Here is a 19,597-nt window from a genome sequence, read left to right on the forward strand (position 1 = left end):
GTATTGCGCGTGCGGAACGTATGGAAGGGAATCATCCGCACTCTCCCCATGCTATTCGCATGGAAATGGATCGAGTGACCGGAGAACGGACATAACCGCATAACGGTGTGGCATCGAACCGGCGCCCCCGGCCGCCCCGGTCCCACCGCCCCCGGCCGCCCCGCCCCACCCCGGTGGCAGCCGCCCGGGGGCTGGGGCACCGTGAAAGGACGCTGCGGGGCCGGCGCCCCGGGAAGGAGCCGTGCGTGGAGCCCGTCGAGGCGCTGGAGCGGATCGCGTTCCTGCTGGAGCGGCAGGGGGCGGTGCCCTACCGCGTCCAGGCGTTCCGCACGGCCGCGGCGGTCATCGGCGCGCTGCCGCCCGACGAGGTACGGCGGCGCGCCCACGGCGGCGCACTGGGCCGGGTCAAGGGGCTGGGCCCGAAGACCACCCGGGTGGTCGAGGAGGCGCTCGCGGGCGTGCGGCCCGCATATCTGTCGGACCTGGAGGACGAGGCGGGCGGTCCGTTGGTCGACGGGGATCCGGGGCAGCGGCTGCGGCGGGCGCTGCGCGGAGACTGCCATCTGCACTCGGACTGGTCGGACGGCGGCAGCCCCATCGAGGCGATGGCCCGTACCGCCCGCGACCTCGGTCACGAGTGGTGCGTGCTGACCGACCACTCCCCCCGGCTCACCGTCGCCCGCGGGCTGACCGCCGAGCGGCTGCGCGCGCAGCTGGCACTGGTGGCGGAGGTGAACGAGCGGCTGGCGCCGTTCCGGCTGCTGACCGGGATCGAGTGCGACATCCTCGACGACGGCTCGCTCGACCAGGAGCCGGAGTTGCTGGCGCGGCTCGATGTCGTGGTGGCCTCGGTGCACTCCAAACTGCGGATGGACCGGGGCCCGATGACCGAGCGGCTGCTCGCCGCGGTCCGCAATCCCCTGGTGGACGTCCTCGGTCACTGCACCGGGCGGCAGATCACCGGCAAGCTGCGCCCGGAGTCCGCCTTCGACGCCGGAGAGGTCTTCGCGGCCTGTGCCGAGCACCGCACCGCTGTGGAGATCAACTGCCGGCCCGACCGCTTCGATCCCCCGCGCCGGCTGCTCCGTCAGGCGCTGGCGGCGGGCTGTCTGTTCGCGATCGACAGCGACGCGCACGCCCCCGGCCAGCTGGACTGGCAGATCTACGGCTGCGCCCGTGCCGAGGAGTGCGACGTCCCGGCGGACCGGATCATCACCACCTGGACGCAGCGGCAGCTGGCCACCTGGACCGAGACCGGCCGGACCCCGCGCCGGTGAACGGACACGGGATCAAGCGGCCCCTGACGCGGGATCAGGCGGACGCGGGCGCGGGCCGCGCGGGCGGCTCGGCGGCGGCCGGGGTGAGCCGCAGCGCCACCACATAGGCGACGACCACGGCGACGATGACCAGCGGCATCACGGTCAGTCCGCTGCCGCCCAGCAGCAGGGTGGCCAGCAGCACCGAGGTCATCGGGAGCTTGAGCATGGCCACCCCCATCGCCCCGACACCCATCGCGAAGGCCGCGGTCAGCGACAGCCCGGGCAGATGGGAGAGCGCCACCCCGCCCGCCGCGCCCAGGAAGAGCGCGGGAAAGATCGGGCCGCCCCGGAAGGCGCTCAGCGACACGCAGTACGCCAGGCCCTTGCACAGGATCAGCAGCAGCAGTGCCGCCACCGTGTAGCCGGTGCTGTCGCGGAACAGCGAGCCCAGCGCCGACTGGCCCGAATAGAGCATCTCGGTGGCCGACTTGCCGGTGGCCGCGGCGAACGCCACCGCCAGGGCGCCCACCACCAGTCCCATCAGCATCGTCGCCGGCACCCGATGGCGGACGACACGGCCCTGGAGGAACACCGCGGCCCGCCGGACGCCGGTCGCCGCGAACGCCGCGAGCACCCCGATGACCAGGGCCCAGCCGAACTCCGGGATCGTCGGTCCGGCGGCCTTGGGGACGTCGTGCAACGCCAGCGAGTACGTCCCCAGACCCGTCCAGTCCCCCAGCCCGGTGAAGACGAGCGCACCGATGCCGGCCGCGAGCAGCCCGGGCACCAGCACGATCCCCAGCATCGGCCCGCCCAGCCCCGAGACCTCCATCAGGAGGAACGCGCCCAGCAGCGGGGAGCCGAGGAGTGCGCTGACCGCGGCGAAGCTGCCGGCGGCGCCCACGGCGGCGGCCGCCCGGTCGGGCATCCCCCGGTTCAGCAGCCGTACGGCGCCCAGGGCCAGGCCGCCGCCCAGGGCGATCAGCGGCGCCTCCGGGCCGAGCACCGCACCGAAGCTGAGGGAGGCCAGGGCGGCGAGCACGACACCGGGTAGCGCGGAGAGCGGGGGCGCGCCGCGCAGCGCCAGCCCGTCGGCGGGCTCGTGACCGCCCTCGCCCGGCAGATGACGGATGGTCAGTCCGACCAGCAGGCCCGCCACCACGAGCAGCGGGACGGGCCACCAGAGCGGGGTGCCGGCGAAGCCGAGCGCCCGCGGGAGGTCGGTGTAGAGCAGCGGTTCCAGGGCGTGGACCAGCGCGAGGAAGCCGAAGGCGACCGCGCAGACCGGGAAGCCGACCACCGCCGCCACCAGCAGGAGCTTGAGGTATCCGCGGTCGCGCACCGGCGCGTACGGGTCCTGCGGCACGGTGGCCGCTGGGCCGGTCGGACCGACCGACATGCGCCTCGCCTCCTCGGAACCGGGGCTGCCCCGGCGCCCGCCCGGGCCGCCGCCGTGACGAGCCTGCCACGGCCGGCGGGGGCCGGCATCTCCGGCGCGGCCGGGCGGGTTTCGGGACGGGCGGCGGGCGGCGCGGGAGGCGGCGGCTCCGTCAGCCCTGCGCCTCCGCCGCCTCCCGCAGCGCGGCCAGGACCGGTCGGAGCAGCGGATGCTCGCCGGCTCCGCGGCGTACCGCGGCGAAGACCCGCCGGGTGGGGGCCACCCCGTCGACGGGACGGACCACCACACCCGTGAGGTCCATGTCGCGCAGGGCCGAGCGGGGCACGAGGGCCACCCCCGCCGCGGCCGAGGCGAGCGAGACGACCGCGCGGAAGTCGTCGGAGGAGTGCTCCAGCCGTGGCTCGAAACCGGCGTATTCGCAGGCCAGGACGACCACGTCATGGCAGGGGTTGCCCGGGTAGGGGCCGATCCAGTCGTCGGCCGCCAGGTCGGCGACGGCCACCTGTGCCGCGTCGGCGAGCCGGTGGCCGGGCGGCAGTACCGCGTCGAACGGCTCGGCGTAGAGCGGGACGCGGGTCAGCCGCGGGTCGTCGGCGCGGGGCGCGCCGCGGTACTCCACGGCCACCGCCACATCGACCTGCCGGTCGAGGACCATCAGCAGGCTGGCGTCGCCCTCGGCGTCCTGGACGCGGACCCGGATGCCGGGGGCGGTACGGGCCAGCGCGGTCAGGGCGGGCGCGACGACCAGGCCGATACCGGTGGCGAAGGCCGCGACGGTCACCGTGCCGGCCTCGCCCGAGCCGTAGGCGGCGAGCTCGGACTCGGCGCGCTCCAGCTGGGCCAGGACGGCGTTGGCGTGGGTGAGCAGGATGTCGCCCGCGGCGGTCAGCCGGACGCCGCGGGCGCTGCGCTCCACCAGTCGGTGGCCGGTCTCCTGCTCCAGGGCGGCCAGCTGCTGGGAGACCGCCGAGGGGGTGAGGTAGAGCGCGGCGGCCGCGGCGGTGACCGTACGGTGGTCGGCCACCGCACGCAGGATGTGCAGCCGTCGTGCTTCGATCATGCTTCCAGTTTCGCAGGAGCCGACCGGGTGCCGCCTCAGCCGCCGAGCGCGGCCCTCGCGTCGACGAACGCGTCGACCGCGCGGTTGACGTCCTCGGTGGAGTGCGCGGCGGACAGCTGGACCCGGATCCGGGCCTGGCCCTGCGGGACCACGGGGTAGGAGAAGCCGATGACGTACACCCCGCGCTCCAGGAGCAGCTCCGCCATCCGGGCCGCCTCGGCCGCGTCGCCGATCATGACGGGGGCGATGGCGTGGTCGCCGGGGAGGACGTCGAAGCCCTCCGCGGTCATCCGGGAACGGAACAGCGCGGTGTTGTCGCGCAGCTGCTCGCGCAGCTCACCGGCCGACTCCAGCAGGTCGAGGACCTTCAGCGAGGCGGCGGCGATCACCGGGGCGAGCGAGTTGGAGAAGAGGTAGGGGCGCGAGCGCTGGCGCAGCAGGGCGACGATCTCGGCGCGGGCCGCGACATAGCCGCCGGAGGCGCCGCCGAGGGCCTTGCCGAGGGTGCCGGTGATGATGTCGACGCGGTCCATCACGCCGTGCAGTTCGGGGGTGCCGCGGCCGCCGGGGCCGACGAAGCCGACGGCGTGCGAGTCGTCGACCATCACCATCGCGCCGTACTGCTCGGCCAGGTCGCAGATCTCGCGCAGCGGGGCCACGTAGCCGTCCATGGAGAAGACGCCGTCGGTGACGACCAGCTTGCGGCCGGCGCTCCCGGCCTCCTTCAGCTGGCGCTCCAGGTCGGCCATGTCGCGGTTGGCGTAGCGGAAGCGGCGGGCCTTGGACAGGCGGATGCCGTCGATGATCGAGGCGTGGTTGAGGGCGTCGGAGATGACCGCGTCGTCCGGGCCGAGCAGGGTCTCGAACACGCCGCCGTTGGCGTCGAAGCAGGAGGAGTAGAGGATCGTGTCCTCCTGGCCGAGGAAGCCGGAGATGCGCTGCTCCAGCTCCTTGTGGACCTCCTGGGTACCGCAGATGAAGCGGACCGAGGCGAGGCCGTAGCCCCAGCGGTCGAGCGCCTCGTGCGCGGCCGCGACGATCTCGGGGTGGTCGGCGAGGCCGAGGTAGTTGTTGGCGCAGAAGTTGAGGACCTCGCCGGGGTTGCCTCCCGCGGTGACCGCCACGGTGGCGGACTGCGGGGTGCCGATGACGCGCTCGGGCTTGTGCAGTCCGGCGGCGCGGATCTCCTCGAGGGTGCCGCGCAGTTCCTCGCGTACGGAGTCGAACATCAGGGATTTCTCCTGGAGTTGGGGTGGGACGGGCGGGCCGGTGCGGCGGGTCAGCTGGTCCAGTCGAGGATGATCTTGCCGCTCTGGCCGCTGGCGGCGTCGTCGAAGGCGGCGTCGAAGTCCTGGTACGGGTAGCGGCCGGTGATCACGGGCGCGAGGTCGAGACCGCCTTCGAGCAGCACGGACATCGCGTACCAGGTCTCGAACATCTCCCGGCCGTAGATGCCCTTGATCGTGATCATGGAGGTGACGATCCGGGCCCAGTCGACCGGGAACTGCTCGGCGGGCAGGCCGAGGACGGCGATCCGGCCGCCGTGCGTCATGTTCGCGATCATGTCGCGCATCGCCTCGGGGCGGCCGGACATCTCCAGTCCGATGTCGAAGCCCTCGCGCAGGCCGAGCGCGCGCTGGCCCTCGGCGATCGTGGTCTCGGCGACGTTGAGGGCCAGGCTGACGCCGACCTTGCGGGCCAGGGCCAGGCGCGGCTCGCTGACGTCCGTGATCATGACGTTGCGGGCGCCGGCGTGCCGGGCGACGGCCGCGGCCATGATGCCGATCGGTCCGGCGCCGGTGATCAGCACGTCCTCGCCGACCAGCGGGAACGACAGCGCGGTGTGCACGGCGTTGCCGAACGGGTCGAAGACGGCGGCGATGTCGAGGTCGACGGGGACCCGGTGCACCCAGACATTGCTCGCGGGCAGCGCCACCAGTTCGGCGAAGGCGCCGTCGCGGCCGACGCCGAGGCCGATGGTGGAGCGGCACAGGTGGCGGCGGCCGGCCAGACAGTTGCGGCACTTTCCGCAGACCAGGTGCCCCTCGCCGCTGACCAGGTCGCCGGTCTTGATGTCGGCCACGTCGCGGCCGGTCTCCACCACCTCGCCGACGAACTCGTGGCCGATCGTCAGCGGGGTGTCGATGGACTTCCGGGCCCAGCCGTCCCAGGCGCGGATGTGCAGATCCGTGCCGCAGATGCCGGTGCGCAGGACCTTTATCAACACCTCGCCCGGGCCGATGACCGGTTCCGGCACGTCCATGAGCCAGAGCCCCGGCTCTGCTTTCTGCTTGACCAGTGCCTTCACGGATCGGCTCCCGTACCTGAGTGTGACCTGCCGGGGGCCCGCCGCGGCCGCCCGATCTTCGTCAGGAAATCTTCCCTACCTCGGCCGCCGGGTCCATCGAGGTTTTCTTAAGCGCGGTCACAGCTGCCCTTTACGCCCCGCTGTTTCCAGGGGTCACAGGGGTCACAAGGCTCCGGGAAACCGCAGGAAATCGGCCATCGAAATCGTCATGCGCAGGTCAAAAAGGTGCGCTCGCGCCGCTCCCCGGCCCGACCGGGGAGCGGCGCGGCCCTTCGGGGAACCACCCGGACGGCGGGCGACGGACTGCTCCGGACGGCCGGACGGCGTGGGCCGACGGTGGGCGGCGGGGCTGGTCGGCCTGGCCGGCGCGCGGCGTCGGTCGGCCGTGCGGAGCCCGGGAGTGTAAACGTTCGCCCCCGCAAGCGTCGGAATTCATCACAGCGTGAGTGGCCGTGAGACGGGGGTGCACGGCGCTACGTAGGACTGAGTGCAACCACACGGGCGCCGATGCGACGCACCCCGGTCCCCGTGTGCCTGGTTCCTGTGCGTCCCTGGAGGTCAGTGAATTGAGCCACCGACATGTGAACAAGCGGACCGGTGCCCTCGCCGGCGCCGCTGCGGCCGCGATCGCGGGCGCAGCGATCCTGCTCCCCAACGCAAACGCGAGCACGGATCAGCCGGCGGCCCCGAAGACGCTCAGCGCCCACTCGGCCACCGCGCTGGCCACGTCCCTGAAGGCCGACCTCGGCGACCAGTCCGCCGGGTGGTACCTGGACGGCGTCAACGGCCATCTGGTCATGAACGTCCTGTCGAAGGACGACGCCGCGAGCGTCACGGCGAAGGGCGCGGTCGCCAAGGTCGTGCACAACAGCATGACCGCGCTGAAGGCCGGCGCGAAGACGCTGCGCACCGATGCCTCGATCCCCGGCACCGCGTGGTCGATCGACCCGAAGACCAACAAGATCGTGGTGGTCGCCGACAGAACGGTCACCGGCGCGAAGATGGCCAGGCTGAGCAAGACCACCGGCGGCATGGGCGCCGGCATGGTCACCGTGAAGCGCTCGCAGGGTGAGTTCAAGCGGTACGACGGAGGAGAGGCCGGGGCGGCGGGGAGCGCGGCCGGCGGCGACGCCGGGCAGGCCGCGGGCGGCGCGGGTGACGCCGGGGCCGGCGGAGCGGGCGACGCGGGAGCCGGCGGTGCCGGTGACGACTCGTCGGGTGGCGCCGCGGCATCCGGTGGTGGCGGCGGCGCGGGCGGTGCCGGGGACGGCGGCGGACAGGCCGCGGGACCGGTCGGCGGCAGCGCCATCTTCGGCGGCAACGCCCGCTGCTCACTGGGCTTCAACGTCACGGTCAAGGGCGCACCCGCCTTCCTGACGGCGGGTCACTGCGGCAACGACTCCAAGACCTGGACGGCCGACCAGGGCGGCGGCCAGCCGCTGGGCACGGTCGCCGACTCCAAGTTCCCCAAGACCGACTTCGCGCTGGTCAAGTACGACGACGCCGGCGCCAAGCCGGAGAGCTCGGTCGACCTGGGCAACGGCAGCACCCAGAAGATCTCCAAGGCGGCGGAGGCCGCCGTGGGCATGAAGGTGCAGCGCTCGGGCAGCACCACCGGCGTCCACGACGGCACCGTCACCGGCCTGGACGCGACGGTGAATTACGGCAACGGCGACATCGTCAACGGCCTGATACAGACGGATGTCTGCGCGGAGCCCGGCGACAGCGGCGGCTCGATGTTCTCCGGTGACTCGGCGGTCGGCCTCACCTCGGGCGGCAGCGGCGACTGCACCCAGGGCGGCGAGACCTTCTTCCAGCCGGTGACCGACGCGCTCAAGGCCACCGGGGCCGAGATCGGCGACGGCGGAGCCGGAGGCGGCGGTGACAACGGCGCCGGCGGCGACAACGGCGCGGGCGGTGCGGCGGGTGCCGGCGGTGCGGGCGACGCGGGAGCGGGAAACGCCGGTGCCGGAAGCGCCGGCGCGGGGTCGCAGGACCCGGGCACGGGAGCGGACGACCCGGGAGCCGGTGCGCAGGACCCCGGTACGGGAGCGCAGGACCCGGGCACGGGTGCCCAGGACCCCGGTACCGGTGCCCAGGACCAGGGAGCCGGTGGCAGCGACGACCCCGGTGCGGCCGGCGGTGACGGCCTGAACTGACCACCGCACGGCCTGTCGTGTCCCGGCCCCGCCCCCTTCCGTCGCGAAGGGGCGCGGGGCCGGGGCGCGCCGCGGCGCGGCCGGGGGCTTCGCGGAGAGGTTCTAGGGCGAAGTGACCGTGAAGAAGCCGCCGTCGGGGTCGCGGACGACGGCCTGGCTGCCCCCCGCCTCGGTCGGTGTCACGGGCGTGACCGTCCCGCCGGCCGCCACCGCGTCGGCCGCCACCTTCTCGACGTCGCCGACCGGGAAGTGGACGTGCCAGCGGGGCCGCACCCGCGGATCCGGCGCCGCCTCGACCCCACCACCGCGCAGGGTGGCGACGGTGTGGGTGCCGTCGCGGACGATCACCTGGTCGTGTTCGTAGGTCACATCGCAGCCGCCCGGTTCGCCGGAGGCCCAGTCGAAGACCTCCGCGTAGAAGATGGCGGCGGCGAAGGCGTCACGGGTGCGCAGTTCCAGGCAGGCGGGCGCGTTGCCGCGGCCCACCGACCAGGCCATGGTCTGGCCTTCCCAGAAGCCGAAGGCGGCACCGTCGCGGTCGGCGGCCAGCGCGGCGCGGCCGGGGCCGAGCTTGAGCGGGCCGACGGCGACCGTCGCCCCGCGCTCACGGATCCGGCCCGCGATGTCGTCGGCGTCCTCCACCGCGAAATACGACGTCCAGGCCACCGCGACCTGGAAGTTCTGGGCGAGGGCCCCGATGCCGGCCACCGGCTCCCCGCCGGCGATCGCCACGCAGAACTCCTCACCGAGGCTGGCCGGGCGAAACCGCCAGCCCAGCACCGCGGAGTAGAACTTCTGGGCGGCCTCCAGGTCGTGTGTCATCAGGCTGACCCAGCACGGAGCGCCGCGTACCGCGGTGACGGGGCCACGGGCCGACCTCACATCTGCCTCCTGTCGCTGACCACCCCGTTCCACTCTGCCAGCGACGGGGCACCGCCGCACCAAGGGCGCAGCCGGTTACGGCAGCGCGGTTGTGCCGGTCTTCATCCGGCTCGATGCTGTAGGTACTGAACCGGGCTGGGTTGATGCCATGAACGCATGGAACGCGGCGGAGAGTGCCGACTTCCGTGGTCCCCTCGACGTCACCAGGGCGGCCACAGCGGTTCTGGATGCCCAGGACACAGTCATCGGGTGGAGTCCGGCCGCCCAGGATCTGCTGGGATACCTCCCCGAGGAGATCCTCGGCCACCATCTGGAGACGCTGGTGCCGGCCGGCGACGCCTGGGCCGAGCAGTCGCCGGACGCCGCGTTGCGCAGCAGCCAGTCACGGGCGGTGCGGCACCGCGACGGCCGGCTGCTGCGGATGGCCGTGGCCATCTGCCCGCTGGCCAAAGTGCCCGACGGCGCGGGCACGCTGCCGGCCCGGGTGCTGGTGGCGGCCGACCTGGGCGCCCACCGGTGGTGGGAGTCCCGCCAGGCGATGCTGCACGGTCTGGCCACCCAGTCCCCGGTGAGCCTGGGCATCTACGACACGGAGTTGCGCCTGACCTGGGCGAACACCGCCTACATCCGCGAGGTCGGGCTGCCGCTGCGGGATTTCCTCGGTGCCCGGGCCGATGAGCTGTACCCGGACGCCGAGTTCATGACCGACGGCTATCCGCGCACCCTCGACGGGGTGATGCACCAGGTCATCCAGACCGGTGAGGCGGTCCTCGATCTGCACCTCGTCGGCCAGCTGCCCTCCGACCCGGGCACCGACCACGTCTGGTCCTGCTCCTACTACCGGCTGCAGAACGCCCGTGGCCAGGTGCTGGGCATCTGCGAGGACGCCTTCGACATCACCGACCGCTACCAGGCACAACGCCGGCTGAACCTGCTGGTGGAGGCGGGTGCCCGGATCGGCACCACGCTCGACATGACCGTCACCGCGCGCGAGATCACCGAGGTGGCGGTCCCGGACTTCGCCTCCCTGGTGACCGTCGACCTGGTGGCGTGCGTCCTGGACGGTGAGGAGCCGGGGACGGGCGACGGCGGCGTGCCCACCCTGATGCGGGTGGCCGCCCGCTCGGCCCGCTCCGTCCGCGGCGCACCGGACGCCCCGCCCGTCGCCCCGCACCGCGTGGAGTACCCGCCCGGTTCGCTCCAGTACCGCAGCCTGTCCTCGGGCGGGCTGGTGCGCGAGGAGGGCACCCTGGTCGTGCCGCTGCGGGCCGGCGGCACCGCGATGGGGCTGGTCACCTTCCTGCGGGACACCCGGCAGTCGCTCTTCGACACCGAGGAGACCGAACTCGCCGACGAACTGGTCATCCGCACCGCGGTGTGCCTGGACAACGCCCGCCGCTTCGCCCGGGAGCACAAGGCCGCGCTGACCCTCCAGCGCAATCTGCTGCCGCAGCATCTGCCGGCGCAGTCCGCCGTCGAGCTGGCCTACCGCTATCTGCCCAGCGACGACCGGGCCGGGGTCGGCGGCGACTGGTTCGACGTGATCGGTCTGTCGGGCACCCGGGTCGGGCTGGTCGTCGGGGACGTGGTCGGGCACGGTCTGCAGGCCGCGGCGACCATGGGCCGGCTGCGGACGACGGTGCGCGCCCTGGCCCGGCTGGACCTCTCCCCCGACGAGCTGCTGAGCCGGCTGGACGACCTGGTGGGACCGACCACCGACGACGGGGTCGCCACGGTCGCCGACGAGGACGGCACGGACGATGTGACCATCGGCGTGACCTGCCTGTACGCCGTCTACGACCCGGTGTCACGGCGTTGCACCCTCGCGCGGGCCGGTCATCTGCCGCCGGCCGTCGTGACCCCGGAGGGCGGCCTGTCCTTCCCGGATCTGCCGGAGGGCCCGCCGCTGGGCCTGGGCGGCCTGCCGTTCGAGTCCCTGGAGATCGAGCTGCCGGCCGGCAGCCTGATCGCCCTGTTCACGGACGGGCTGGTGGAGGCCCGCAACCGGGACGTGGACGAAGGCCTGGAGATCCTGGGCCGGGTGCTGAGCGCGCACGACCGGCCGCTGGACGAGCTCTGCGACCACGCGCTGGCCGAGCTGCTGCCGGACGGTCCGGCGGCCGACGACTCCGCGCTGCTGCTGGTGCGCACCCGTGAGCTGGACGCCCGGCAGGTCGCGGCCTGGGAGCTGCCCGCGGAGCCCACCGCGGTGGGCCGGGCCCGTGAGCTGGCCACCGGGCAGCTGACCGAGTGGGGCCTGGAGGAGCTGGCGTACACGACCCAGCTCGTGGTCAGCGAGCTGGTCACCAACGCCGTACGGCACGCGTCCGGGCCGCTGCACCTGCGGCTGCTGCGCGACCGGACCCTGCTGACCGAGGTCTCGGATACCGGCCACACCTCGCCCCACCTGCGCTACAGCGCCAGCGACGACGAGGGCGGGCGCGGGCTGTTCATCGTCGCGCAGCTGGTGCAGCGCTGGGGTACGCGCTACACGCCGGACGGCAAGACGATCTGGACCGAGCAGGCGTTTCCGCCGCGGTATCCGGGCGCTCCGCGGCCCGACGGCTGACCGGCCGGGCCGGATCGGCCCGGCGCACACCGTGCGGGTGGGCAGAGGCGGTCCCATCATGGAACCAAGCGAGGTCCCGGCGACCCGGCGGGCGCGGACAGAGGAGGACCTGTGACGACCAATGGCAGGGAGAAGTCGGCCGAGCGGCGGCCGGCCGAGCTGTACACCGGTAGCGAGCGGCCCTACGACCCGGAGGATCTGGTGAAGGCCTCCGGTCGCGAACCCACCCCCGCGAGCCTGGAATGGGCCAGGCGCCTGATCGCCGAGGAGGGCCCCGGCGCCATCGAGCGCTACCTGCCGTGACGGCCGGCGGCTGAGCCTCCCGGGAGCAGCCGGGCGGCCCGTTCACGGTGGGGGTGCCACGGCGCACCGTCCCCGGGAGCGGGCCGCCCGGCTCTTCCTTGCCCGGGGGCCGCGGAAAACGCCTTGCGGCGGCGTGCGGCACCCGGAAAGATCCCTCCACCCGCGGTGCCCTGCCCGGGTACGCCGTGGAAGGGATCCCTCCATGACCACCGAACGCCCCGCCCCGCCCCTACGCGCCGGCGAGCGGGAGACCCTGCGCTCCTTCCTGGACTTCCAGCGGGCCACCCTCGTCATGAAGACCGACGGCCTCGGCGACGAGGACCTGCGGCGCCGGTCGAGCCCGCCGTCCACGCTCTCCCTGCTCGGTCTGGTGCGGCACATGGCCGAGGTGGAACGCAGCTGGTTCCGACGGGTGATCAACGGTGAGGACCTCCCGCTCGTCTGGTCGGCGGACGGGGACTACCAGGTGGCGTACGACGCCGGCACGGCCACCCGCGCCGAGGCCTTCGAGGCCTGGCAGACCGAGGTGGCGCACGCCCGCCGGATCGAGCGGGCGGCCGCCTCCCTCGACGTCACGGGCTACCAGCCCCGCTGGGGCGAGCACGTCTCGCTGCGGCTGGTGATGCTGCATCTGATCCACGAGTACGCCCGCCACAACGGCCATGCGGACTTCCTGCGGGAGGCCATCGACGGCACGGTGGGCGCCTGACCGGGCGGCCCTACCCGAGTTCCGGGCCGGTGAGCGCGAAGGTGCGCTGTCCGTCCGGCGCGACGGCCCACGAAGAAGCCGGCGGGGTCGGTGGGGTGGAAGCAGGCGGTGTCGCCGCGTCCGGGGTTCCACTCCTCGTCGGCGCCCCAGCGGGCCACCTGGTGCCGGTCGTCCAACGTGGCGGTGGTGACGGTGAGTTCGCCGGTGCCGTGCTGCGGGGCCGGGGCGTCGCCGAGTGCGGGCATGCCGGGTGGCCGTCCCTTCCGGTGGGTCCGGGGCGGGTGAGCGGGGGCGGTGCGCGAGACGGGCCGGGGCAGGATGCCGCCGGCCCGTCTGCCCTTACATCCGGGGCTAGATGAGGTCCATCGCGGCGACCTCGTCGGGGCGGCCGTAGCTGACCGGCCCCTGGAAGCGCCGCCGGGCGGTGGCGAACCACCAGACGGTGGCGATGAGCAGCACCACGGCCAGCGCGAGCGGCGCGTAGTTGAACGAGGCGGGGGTGATCGGGGACGCCTGCGGCAGCATGAACAGCACATTGCTGATCAGGATCCAGGCCACCGCGATCGCCGCGACGGGCTTGCCGTAGCGCCCGAGGTTCCACGGCCCGGCCTGGAAGTCGTCGAGCCGCAGCCGCAGGAAGATGGGCACGGCGTAGGCGAGGAACAGCCCGACGACGTTGACGCTCACCACGGCGGTGAAGGCGGTGTGGGACCACCAGCCGGGCAGCACCAGCACCAGGGGGCATGCCGCGGCGAGCCAGACGGCCTTGACGGGGGTGCGGGTGCGCGCGGAGACCGAATGCCACCAGCGGGAGCCGGGCATCGCGCCGTCGCGGGAGAAGGCGAAGATCTGCCGGGTATTGCTGGTCATGTTGGCCAGTCCGCAGAACAGCATGGCCCCGATAACGATCAACAGCAGGAACTTCGCGGTGCCCTGTCCCAGCGCGTCGATGAGAATCTGCACCGGCGGCGCTTCGGCCTTCGCGGCGTGCCCGTAGTCACGGATCGCGTACACCAGCGCGAGCATGAGGATCAGTCCGGTGAGCGCGGAGTAGCTGATCGCCCGCATGATGCCCCGGGGCGCGTTGACCGTCGCCTTCACCGTTTCTTCGGACATGTGGAAACTGCCGTCGAATCCCGTGAAGGTCCAGCTGGTGACGAGCAGGCCGAGCATTCCGCCGTACACCGCATGCGTGAAGCCGGTGTTGTTGACGAAGTGCAGTGCGAACGACGGTGGTTGATGCTGGTCGGGTATCACCGTCAGCGCGCCGACGATCACCACCATGCCGACCAGCAGCCACCACACGGAAATGCGGTTCACCACCGCGACCAGCTGCACCGTATAGGCATTGGCCAGTGCCTGGAGGAGAAGGATGACCGCGGTGATGGCCACCGTTTCCTGCGGCATCGGGTGGTAGTCCGGCCACTGCATCGCGAGGAACGCCTGGATGAAGGTGGCGGCGGCGAAGTTGGTGGCGGCGGTGCCGCCGACCTGGCCGACGAAGTTCAGCCAGCCCGTGTACCAGGACCAGGCCCCCTGGTGGCGCTTGGCCAGCTTGCCGGCGGAGAAGTAGAGCGCGCCGCTGGTCGGGTAGGCGGAGGCGATCTCGCCCATCGCGGCGCCGACGAACAGCACCATGACCGAGACGCCGATCCAGCCGAGGATCAGCACCCGCGGCCCGCCGGCGTTCATCCCGAAGCCGAAGGAGGAGAAGATCCCGGAGATGATGTTGATAATGGTGAAGGAGATCGCGAAATTGTCGAACGCACGGAATCTGCGGGTGAGTTTCCGCGGATAGCCCATGGCGTGGAGCGTGGCGTCATCGTCGAGGGTGACGGAATCGGCCGCGTGGGGGGTTTTCGAGCGAGCTGGGGACATACGCTCGGACACAACCGCACCTTTCTGGGGTACCGGAGGGAATGGGGTCGAAGTGAGCTGATCGAACGGATGGAGCAGAATGGGGAGGCCTCGCGCGGCGGTTAACCGGGCGGCGCCGGAAAGGCTTTGCACGTCGAATCTGCACGTAGAATCTGCACGTCGGATTTTCAGGTCGGTTTGCGCGTCAGCCGTCGTGCGGCACGGGAAGTCCGCAGGAACGTCTGGCCTTGGTCAATTGCTCCTCGGGATCACCGAATGCGCTCCAGGGCATACGGGAGGCGTAGGGCCCCATGGCCGTGAGGACTTCCCGCGCCTCGAACTCGCGATTCGCCATGAACAGCGCGTGTGCCAGATACGCCAGGTCCAGCACCGGCGTGAAGCGGTAATCGGCGGCCCGCGGGAACCAGTTGCGGTAGATGCCCATCGCGGTGGTGATCCACTGGGGCTGCTCCCAGGTGCGGTCCGCGAGCAGCGCGGACGGGTTGTAGTCCTCGACCAGGGCCACCAGCGGCAGCAGCCGCAGCGCCGAGGTGGCCGGGGCCCGCTGGCTCAAGAAGGCGGCGACGTCCCAGCTCGCGCTCGACGAACCGCCGTAGCGGGTGAAGAAGAACGACAGGAAGCGGTGGTGTGCCTCGCGGTGCCAGGGGGCCAGCCGCAGGATGTGGGCGAAGAGGTACCAGGGCCCGGCCGGCGCGGTCAGCAGCCCCTGCGGAGCCGGGTCCCGGGGGCGGTCCAGACGGGACAGCGCCAGCTGGGCGACCCACGGGGTGGGGTCCTGGGGCAGCAGCTTCGCGGCCCGCTCGCACGCCGTCTGCGCTATCCGCGTCAGGGCGCCCTGCCGCCGGTCGCCGGCGTCGGCCATGCGCAGCGCGCGGAGCATCGCCACCCGGGCCCAGAGCAGCGCCGCATCCGGGCCCGGCTCCTCGGCCAGCCAGCGTTCCGCCAGGTCGGAGTCGGCGGCCACGGACGCCAGCACCAGCGAGCGGTGGGCCCGCACCTCGAAATCCTCGCGGGCTTCCCGCAGGACCTCGCCCGCGCTCAGATACCGTCCGGTTCTGACATCCATACACGCGTGCGCCAGCGCCCGGTCATTGGCTGCTGGACTCCACACGTACTGTCCCTCGAATGAGCCGGCCGCCATGGTCCCCTCCCGGTCACGAAGGCGTCTCCCCCCATCGCATTCCAGCCGCGCCGAATTCAGCTGGACCGCCGTCACCGGTCAAGTGACAGCGGCCACACCCTACTCACCCTCAACTCCCCGCGAAAACAAGCCGCCTGGAATATCTGGTTCCGCACCTTTTAGTCTGTGAGGAAATTGAAAAGAGAACAACTTGTCGGACGGTCTCCCGGGGCTCTCTTTTTTGACACCCCGTGAGCTGCGCGCCATTTGTTTGGCATATTCGGATGTTCACGAGATCTCCACAACTGAACATCGCTGCCGATTACTCCTCCGTATCTGCTGACGCAAGGCGACACCGTGCAGTTCGGCCCCGGCGCGACCGACTTCACCCCCTCCGGCGAACCCCTCACCTCCCCGGCGGCCCCGGAAGATGGCACGAACGGAACCGGCCCGACGGCCGCCCGCGGACCCCGCCCGGCCCCGCACTGCCCTCCCCACCACGCGGTACGGGGCGGCACGGCGGATCGCACGGGCTCAACGGGGCGACCCGTCAGCCGCGTTGACATCCGGCAAACACAAAGTCGGCTCAAGAGCAACCGAATTCGCGGTAGCTACTTTCCGGAACCACTCGATCACATGTAGCGTTCATCCGGACCGAAGGCCGTGGCTTCGCACCACGTCACGGCCGGGGTGCGGGCATGTACGGAGCGATCCTCCCCGCCGGCGCACCCACCGCGGAAGCGCCCGGTCGCCGCACCGCCGGACCGCTTCGTGATCGCCGCGTCGCCTCAGCACCCCTGAACGTCGAGCACCGCCATGTGTGTCCGTACACGCCTGCTTTGCAAGAGGAATGGGCCCAGATCATGTTTATGAACTCCTCGACGACCCCGCTTGCGTTACGACAGGACGCCGGCCCCGGGCAGCCGCCCGCGGGCGGGCCGGGTGACGAGCCGCCGCTGGCGGTCGACCGGCTGCCCGACGGCACGTGGCAGCTGACCCTGCGCGCACTGGAGCCCGTATCGGTGCACCGGATGCCGTCGGACGAGGTCCACATCATCCTGGCGCCGGCGCGCGAGGAGCACGAAGCCGAGCCGGCCGACCCGCCGCGCCCGGAGCCGATCCGGATCGACACCGCGGCCCGGACCGTCTACGCCCGGGACCGTCAGCTGGAGCTGCCGCGGCTGGAGTTCGACCTCCTGGCGCACCTCGTACGGCATCCCCGCCGCACCTTCACCCGGGAGCAGCTGATGGCCGCCGTGTGGCCCAGCTGCCAGTCCAGCAACCGTACGGTCGACGTCCACATCGCGCGGGTGCGCCGGCGGCTGGGGCCCGGCCCGCGCGATGCCATCACCACCGTGTTCGGCATCGGTTACAAGTACCAGCCCACGCCGTAGTCCGGCGGCCGGGCGGCACACGGACACACCCGGGGGCCGGTGGCCGACGGGTGTCGGCCACCGGCCCCCGGGCCGTCGTCAGCAGACCGGCAGTGGGTTGGTCTCGCTGGCGATGTCGGTGTCCTTCATCCAGCCCCACGCCCCGTTGTCGGCCTGGGTCCACTCCCACCGGTTCGGGTGCGGGCCGCCCACGTGCCCGCCGTTGTCGCTGCGGCAGACGAACCAGGACGGGTTGGAGTTCATGTAGCCGACGACCGTGAGGGTGCCCGGCTGGTAGACGGGTGCCCCGCTTCTGTTGTTGCACCACCAGTGACTGCCGCTGTGCCAGCAGGCGTTGGCCAGGGCGGGCAGGGTGTGCCGGGCGTCGTGGCGGGCCGCGGCCGGGCCGTGGGCCGACGGTGCGACCGGGCCGAGATCGGCCCGGGTGGCGGCAACGGCCGTGCCGGACAGGGCGAGTGCCGCGGCCGCGGCGCCCGTCAGGGCGGCGGCGAAGATCCTGCGGATCATGTGGAGTCCTTCCCCCGGAGATGTTCCGTCGGTGCGAGCCCGGACGGCTGCCCGCGCTCGGGCTCCACCCTGACGGGGGCCGGACCCAGCGGCGAGGCATTTCGGTGCTCGCCGAAAAGGTCGGGGCATATCACCTCATGTCCCGGCGGGCTCACCGGAGTTCAGATGCGCGGGGGTAGCGGCCGGCTCCTTGCGCACGAAGGCCCGGCGCAGAGCGTGATAGGGCTGCTCCGGGTCGAAGAAGACGCGGTGCATCCGCGCCAGTTCGTCCGCCCGGTAGGCGGCGAGCGGTCGCTGTGCCTCGTCGCGCTCCCGGTCGGCCTTCTTGGCGGCGATCCGGGCGTGGACCGGGGCCGCCGACGCCAGCCGGACGGCGAGGCGGGTGGTCTGCGCGGCGAAGTCCTGCGCGGCGCAGTCGAGGATCCGGTCGACCAGCCCGAGCCGCGCCCCGGTCGCCGCGGTGAGCGGCAGCGCGCGGGTGGTGAGCTGCTCGGCGACCTCGGCACCGGCGCGGCGCGGCAGGGTGTAGGTCCAGAATTCCGAGCCGTGGAGCCCCATCAGCCGGTAGTGCGGGTTGAGCACCACGGAGGAGCGGCACCACACCTCGTCCGCGGCGAGGGCCAGCATCGCCCCGCCGGCCGCGGCGTTGCCGCCGAGCGCGGCGACCACCAGCCGGTCGGTGGTGGTCAGGACGGCGTGCACCAGGTCGTCCATGGCGTTGAGGTTGGCCCAGGATTCCGCGGCGGGGTCGTCGGCGGCCTCGATGACGTTCAGGTGGATGCCGTTGGAGAAGAAGTCCCGGCGGCCGCCGAGGACCAGGACGGACGTCGGCCGGGTGCAGGCGTGGCGGTAGGCCGCGAGCAGACGCCGGCAGTGGTCGGTGCTCATCGCGCCGCCGGGGAAGGAGAACTCCAGGAAACCGGCCGGGCCGTCCTCGCGGTAGCGGATGTCGGACCAGGTGCGCCGGCCGTCGCCGGGGCCGGGTGGGGCCGGGAGCTCGGGGAGCGGCGGGAGGCGGTCGCCCAGCGCGAGGGTGGCGGGCAGCTTGACGGTGCCGGGCTTCCCCGGGGCGCGGGGCGGGCGCAGTTCGGGGATCCACACCGCGCCGTCGGCCGTCGCCCGGCAGATCGCGCCGCAGCGGGTGGCGAGCAGCTCACCGGGCCGGCCGGTCAGGGTGTCCTCGGGGTGGCCGCCGTGCAGATACCAGGGCTCGCCGAGCAGTTCGTCGCGTACCCCGGGCCGGGAGTCGGCGGCGCGCAGGGTGCGCACGACGGTGTCGGTGGTGGCGCGGTGCCAGTCGATCCGCCGGGATTCCTGGCGCAGGGGCGGCCGGGGGCGGCCGGTTCTCGCGGTGGCGGGCAGGGTGGCCTGCGGCTGGGGGCGGTGGGTGCCGGACGCGACCCGGGCGACGGCGGTCAGGACCGCCTCGACGGCGGCATCGGCGATCTCGTTCCGATACAGGTCGCTCTTGGCCACCGGGGGCACGGGGCAGTCGGCGGCGGCCCAGATGTCGCCGGCGTCCATCTCGTCGTTGGCCTGGAGGACGGTGACGCCCCAGCGGTCCGCGCCCAGCTGCACCGCCCAGTCCACCGAGGACGGCCCCCGGTCGCCGACGGGGCCGGGGTGCACGATCAGACAGGGCAGGGCGGACCACACCTCGCGCGGGATCGCCGTCGTGAGCATCGGCGCCACGATCAGGTCGGGGCGGCGGTGGCGGACGACCTCGGCGAGCGGCGTCTCCCGGGTCACCAGCTCGACGCCCACCTGGTGACCGCGGTCGCCGAGCTCGGCGTACACGCGCTGCGTCAGGCTGTTGAACGCGCCGGCGATGAGCAGGATGCGCACGGCAGACTCCCCTGGGGCTGGAAACGGCGGGCGGGTGGCTGCTGGTGAGCGTTCCCCGCCCGCTGCCGCAGGGCGCCGGGCGCGCGCCCGGGTCACCCGATCGACGTGCGCCGTGCGGCGCAATGCGAGGCACCAGCGGGCACTCCGGTGCGTGCCGGGACACCGCTACCTGACGGCTCGTCATCTAGTTCCCCTGGTGATCATC

The 19,597-nt window shown here is 72.7% G+C and carries 15 protein-coding genes; 6 read left to right on the forward strand and 9 right to left on the reverse strand.

Annotated elements, in window-relative coordinates; translation table 11 throughout:
* Positions 1-245 precede the first annotated feature (245 nt).
* Entirely contained in the window at positions 246-1,277 is a 1,032-nt protein-coding gene (locus ACQP17_RS02870; protein WP_433854783.1) for a PHP domain-containing protein, read from the forward strand.
* Positions 1,278-1,311: 34 nt separating this feature from the next.
* Here the strand turns inward: ACQP17_RS02870 and ACQP17_RS02875 are convergent, their stop codons facing one another.
* The 4 genes from ACQP17_RS02875 to tdh all read right to left on the reverse strand — a co-directional run bounded on the left by ACQP17_RS02875 (position 1,312) and on the right by tdh (position 6,026).
* A complete protein-coding gene (locus ACQP17_RS02875; RefSeq protein WP_433854784.1) occupies positions 1,312-2,658 on the reverse strand; it encodes a chloride channel protein in 1,347 nt (448 codons plus the stop codon).
* A gap of 151 nt (positions 2,659-2,809) precedes the next feature.
* Positions 2,810-3,718: a LysR family transcriptional regulator gene (locus ACQP17_RS02880; protein WP_364881425.1), complete on the reverse strand. Its 909-nt coding sequence runs from the start codon at positions 3,716-3,718 to the stop codon at positions 2,810-2,812.
* Between the two features lie 35 nt (positions 3,719-3,753).
* Positions 3,754-4,947 carry a glycine C-acetyltransferase gene (locus ACQP17_RS02885; RefSeq protein ID WP_433854785.1) on the reverse strand — a complete coding sequence of 398 codons (1,194 nt, stop codon included), beginning with the start codon at positions 4,945-4,947 and terminating at the stop codon, positions 3,754-3,756.
* A gap of 50 nt (positions 4,948-4,997) precedes the next feature.
* Positions 4,998-6,026: an L-threonine 3-dehydrogenase gene (gene tdh, locus ACQP17_RS02890; RefSeq protein ID WP_433854786.1), complete on the reverse strand. Its 1,029-nt coding sequence runs from the start codon at positions 6,024-6,026 to the stop codon at positions 4,998-5,000.
* A gap of 581 nt (positions 6,027-6,607) precedes the next feature.
* Here tdh and ACQP17_RS02895 point away from each other — a divergent pair.
* Complete coding sequence (locus tag ACQP17_RS02895; protein WP_433854787.1) at positions 6,608-8,185, forward strand: S1 family peptidase; 1,578 nt, start codon at positions 6,608-6,610, stop codon at positions 8,183-8,185.
* 102 nt (positions 8,186-8,287) lie between these two features.
* On the opposite strand, the gene ACQP17_RS02900 is transcribed toward ACQP17_RS02895, so the two are convergent.
* Positions 8,288-9,007: a VOC family protein gene (locus ACQP17_RS02900; RefSeq protein WP_433854788.1), complete on the reverse strand. Its 720-nt coding sequence runs from the start codon at positions 9,005-9,007 to the stop codon at positions 8,288-8,290.
* Positions 9,008-9,215: 208 nt separating this feature from the next.
* Here ACQP17_RS02900 and ACQP17_RS02905 point away from each other — a divergent pair, with 208 nt between their 5' ends.
* From ACQP17_RS02905 to ACQP17_RS02915, 3 genes are all read left to right on the forward strand, one after another.
* Positions 9,216-11,636 (forward strand): SpoIIE family protein phosphatase, encoded by a 2,421-nt coding sequence (locus tag ACQP17_RS02905; protein ID WP_433854789.1) that lies wholly within the window; start codon positions 9,216-9,218, stop codon positions 11,634-11,636.
* 111 nt (positions 11,637-11,747) lie between these two features.
* Entirely contained in the window at positions 11,748-11,939 is a 192-nt protein-coding gene (locus ACQP17_RS02910) for a hypothetical protein (RefSeq protein WP_129247071.1), read from the forward strand.
* 202 nt (positions 11,940-12,141) lie between these two features.
* Positions 12,142-12,648 (forward strand): DinB family protein, encoded by a 507-nt coding sequence (locus tag ACQP17_RS02915; RefSeq protein WP_433854790.1) that lies wholly within the window; start codon positions 12,142-12,144, stop codon positions 12,646-12,648.
* Between the two features lie 351 nt (positions 12,649-12,999).
* Here the strand turns inward: ACQP17_RS02915 and ACQP17_RS02920 are convergent, their stop codons facing one another.
* Both ACQP17_RS02920 and ACQP17_RS02925 read right to left on the reverse strand, forming a co-directional pair.
* Entirely contained in the window at positions 13,000-14,451 is a 1,452-nt protein-coding gene (locus tag ACQP17_RS02920) for an amino acid permease (protein WP_433859820.1), read from the reverse strand.
* A gap of 259 nt (positions 14,452-14,710) precedes the next feature.
* On the reverse strand, positions 14,711-15,667 hold the full coding sequence (locus ACQP17_RS02925; RefSeq protein WP_433854791.1) for a hypothetical protein: 957 nt from the start codon (positions 15,665-15,667) through the stop codon (positions 14,711-14,713).
* A gap of 848 nt (positions 15,668-16,515) precedes the next feature.
* On the opposite strand from ACQP17_RS02925, the gene ACQP17_RS02930 reads away from it, so the two are divergent.
* The gene (locus tag ACQP17_RS02930) at positions 16,516-17,040 is read left to right on the forward strand and encodes a winged helix-turn-helix domain-containing protein (protein WP_433854792.1); all 525 of its coding nucleotides are present in this window, start codon (positions 16,516-16,518) and stop codon (positions 17,038-17,040) included.
* Between the two features lie 78 nt (positions 17,041-17,118).
* On the opposite strand, the gene ACQP17_RS02935 is transcribed toward ACQP17_RS02930, so the two are convergent.
* Together ACQP17_RS02935 and ACQP17_RS02940 are read right to left on the reverse strand one after the other, a co-directional pair.
* Positions 17,119-17,547 carry a hypothetical protein gene (locus ACQP17_RS02935; protein ID WP_433854793.1) on the reverse strand — a complete coding sequence of 143 codons (429 nt, stop codon included), beginning with the start codon at positions 17,545-17,547 and terminating at the stop codon, positions 17,119-17,121.
* A gap of 135 nt (positions 17,548-17,682) precedes the next feature.
* Entirely contained in the window at positions 17,683-19,392 is a 1,710-nt protein-coding gene (locus ACQP17_RS02940) for an enoyl-CoA hydratase-related protein (RefSeq protein ID WP_433854794.1), read from the reverse strand.
* Positions 19,393-19,597 lie beyond the last annotated feature (205 nt).

The organism is Streptomyces kronopolitis (assembly GCF_050953795.1).
Taxonomy (GTDB): domain Bacteria; phylum Actinomycetota; class Actinomycetes; order Streptomycetales; family Streptomycetaceae; genus Streptomyces; species Streptomyces kronopolitis_A.

Excerpts from the sequence above, each read along its gene's own strand:
- ACQP17_RS02875 (WP_433854784.1), bottom strand. The coding sequence starts at position 2,658 with ATGTCGGTCGGTCCGACCGGCCCAGCGGCCACCGTGCCGCAGGACCCG.
- ACQP17_RS02880 (WP_364881425.1), bottom strand. The coding sequence starts at position 3,718 with ATGATCGAAGCACGACGGCTGCACATCCTGCGTGCGGTGGCCGACCAC.
- ACQP17_RS02885 (WP_433854785.1), bottom strand. The coding sequence starts at position 4,947 with ATGTTCGACTCCGTACGCGAGGAACTGCGCGGCACCCTCGAGGAGATC.
- ACQP17_RS02900 (WP_433854788.1), bottom strand. The coding sequence starts at position 9,007 with ATGACACACGACCTGGAGGCCGCCCAGAAGTTCTACTCCGCGGTGCTG.
- ACQP17_RS02905 (WP_433854789.1), top strand. The coding sequence starts at position 9,216 with ATGAACGCATGGAACGCGGCGGAGAGTGCCGACTTCCGTGGTCCCCTC.
- ACQP17_RS02915 (WP_433854790.1), top strand. The coding sequence starts at position 12,142 with ATGACCACCGAACGCCCCGCCCCGCCCCTACGCGCCGGCGAGCGGGAG.
- ACQP17_RS02920 (WP_433859820.1), bottom strand. The coding sequence starts at position 14,451 with ATGGGCTATCCGCGGAAACTCACCCGCAGATTCCGTGCGTTCGACAAT.
- ACQP17_RS02925 (WP_433854791.1), bottom strand. The coding sequence starts at position 15,667 with ATGGCGGCCGGCTCATTCGAGGGACAGTACGTGTGGAGTCCAGCAGCC.
- ACQP17_RS02930 (WP_433854792.1), top strand. The coding sequence starts at position 16,516 with ATGAACTCCTCGACGACCCCGCTTGCGTTACGACAGGACGCCGGCCCC.
- ACQP17_RS02935 (WP_433854793.1), bottom strand. The coding sequence starts at position 17,547 with ATGATCCGCAGGATCTTCGCCGCCGCCCTGACGGGCGCCGCGGCCGCG.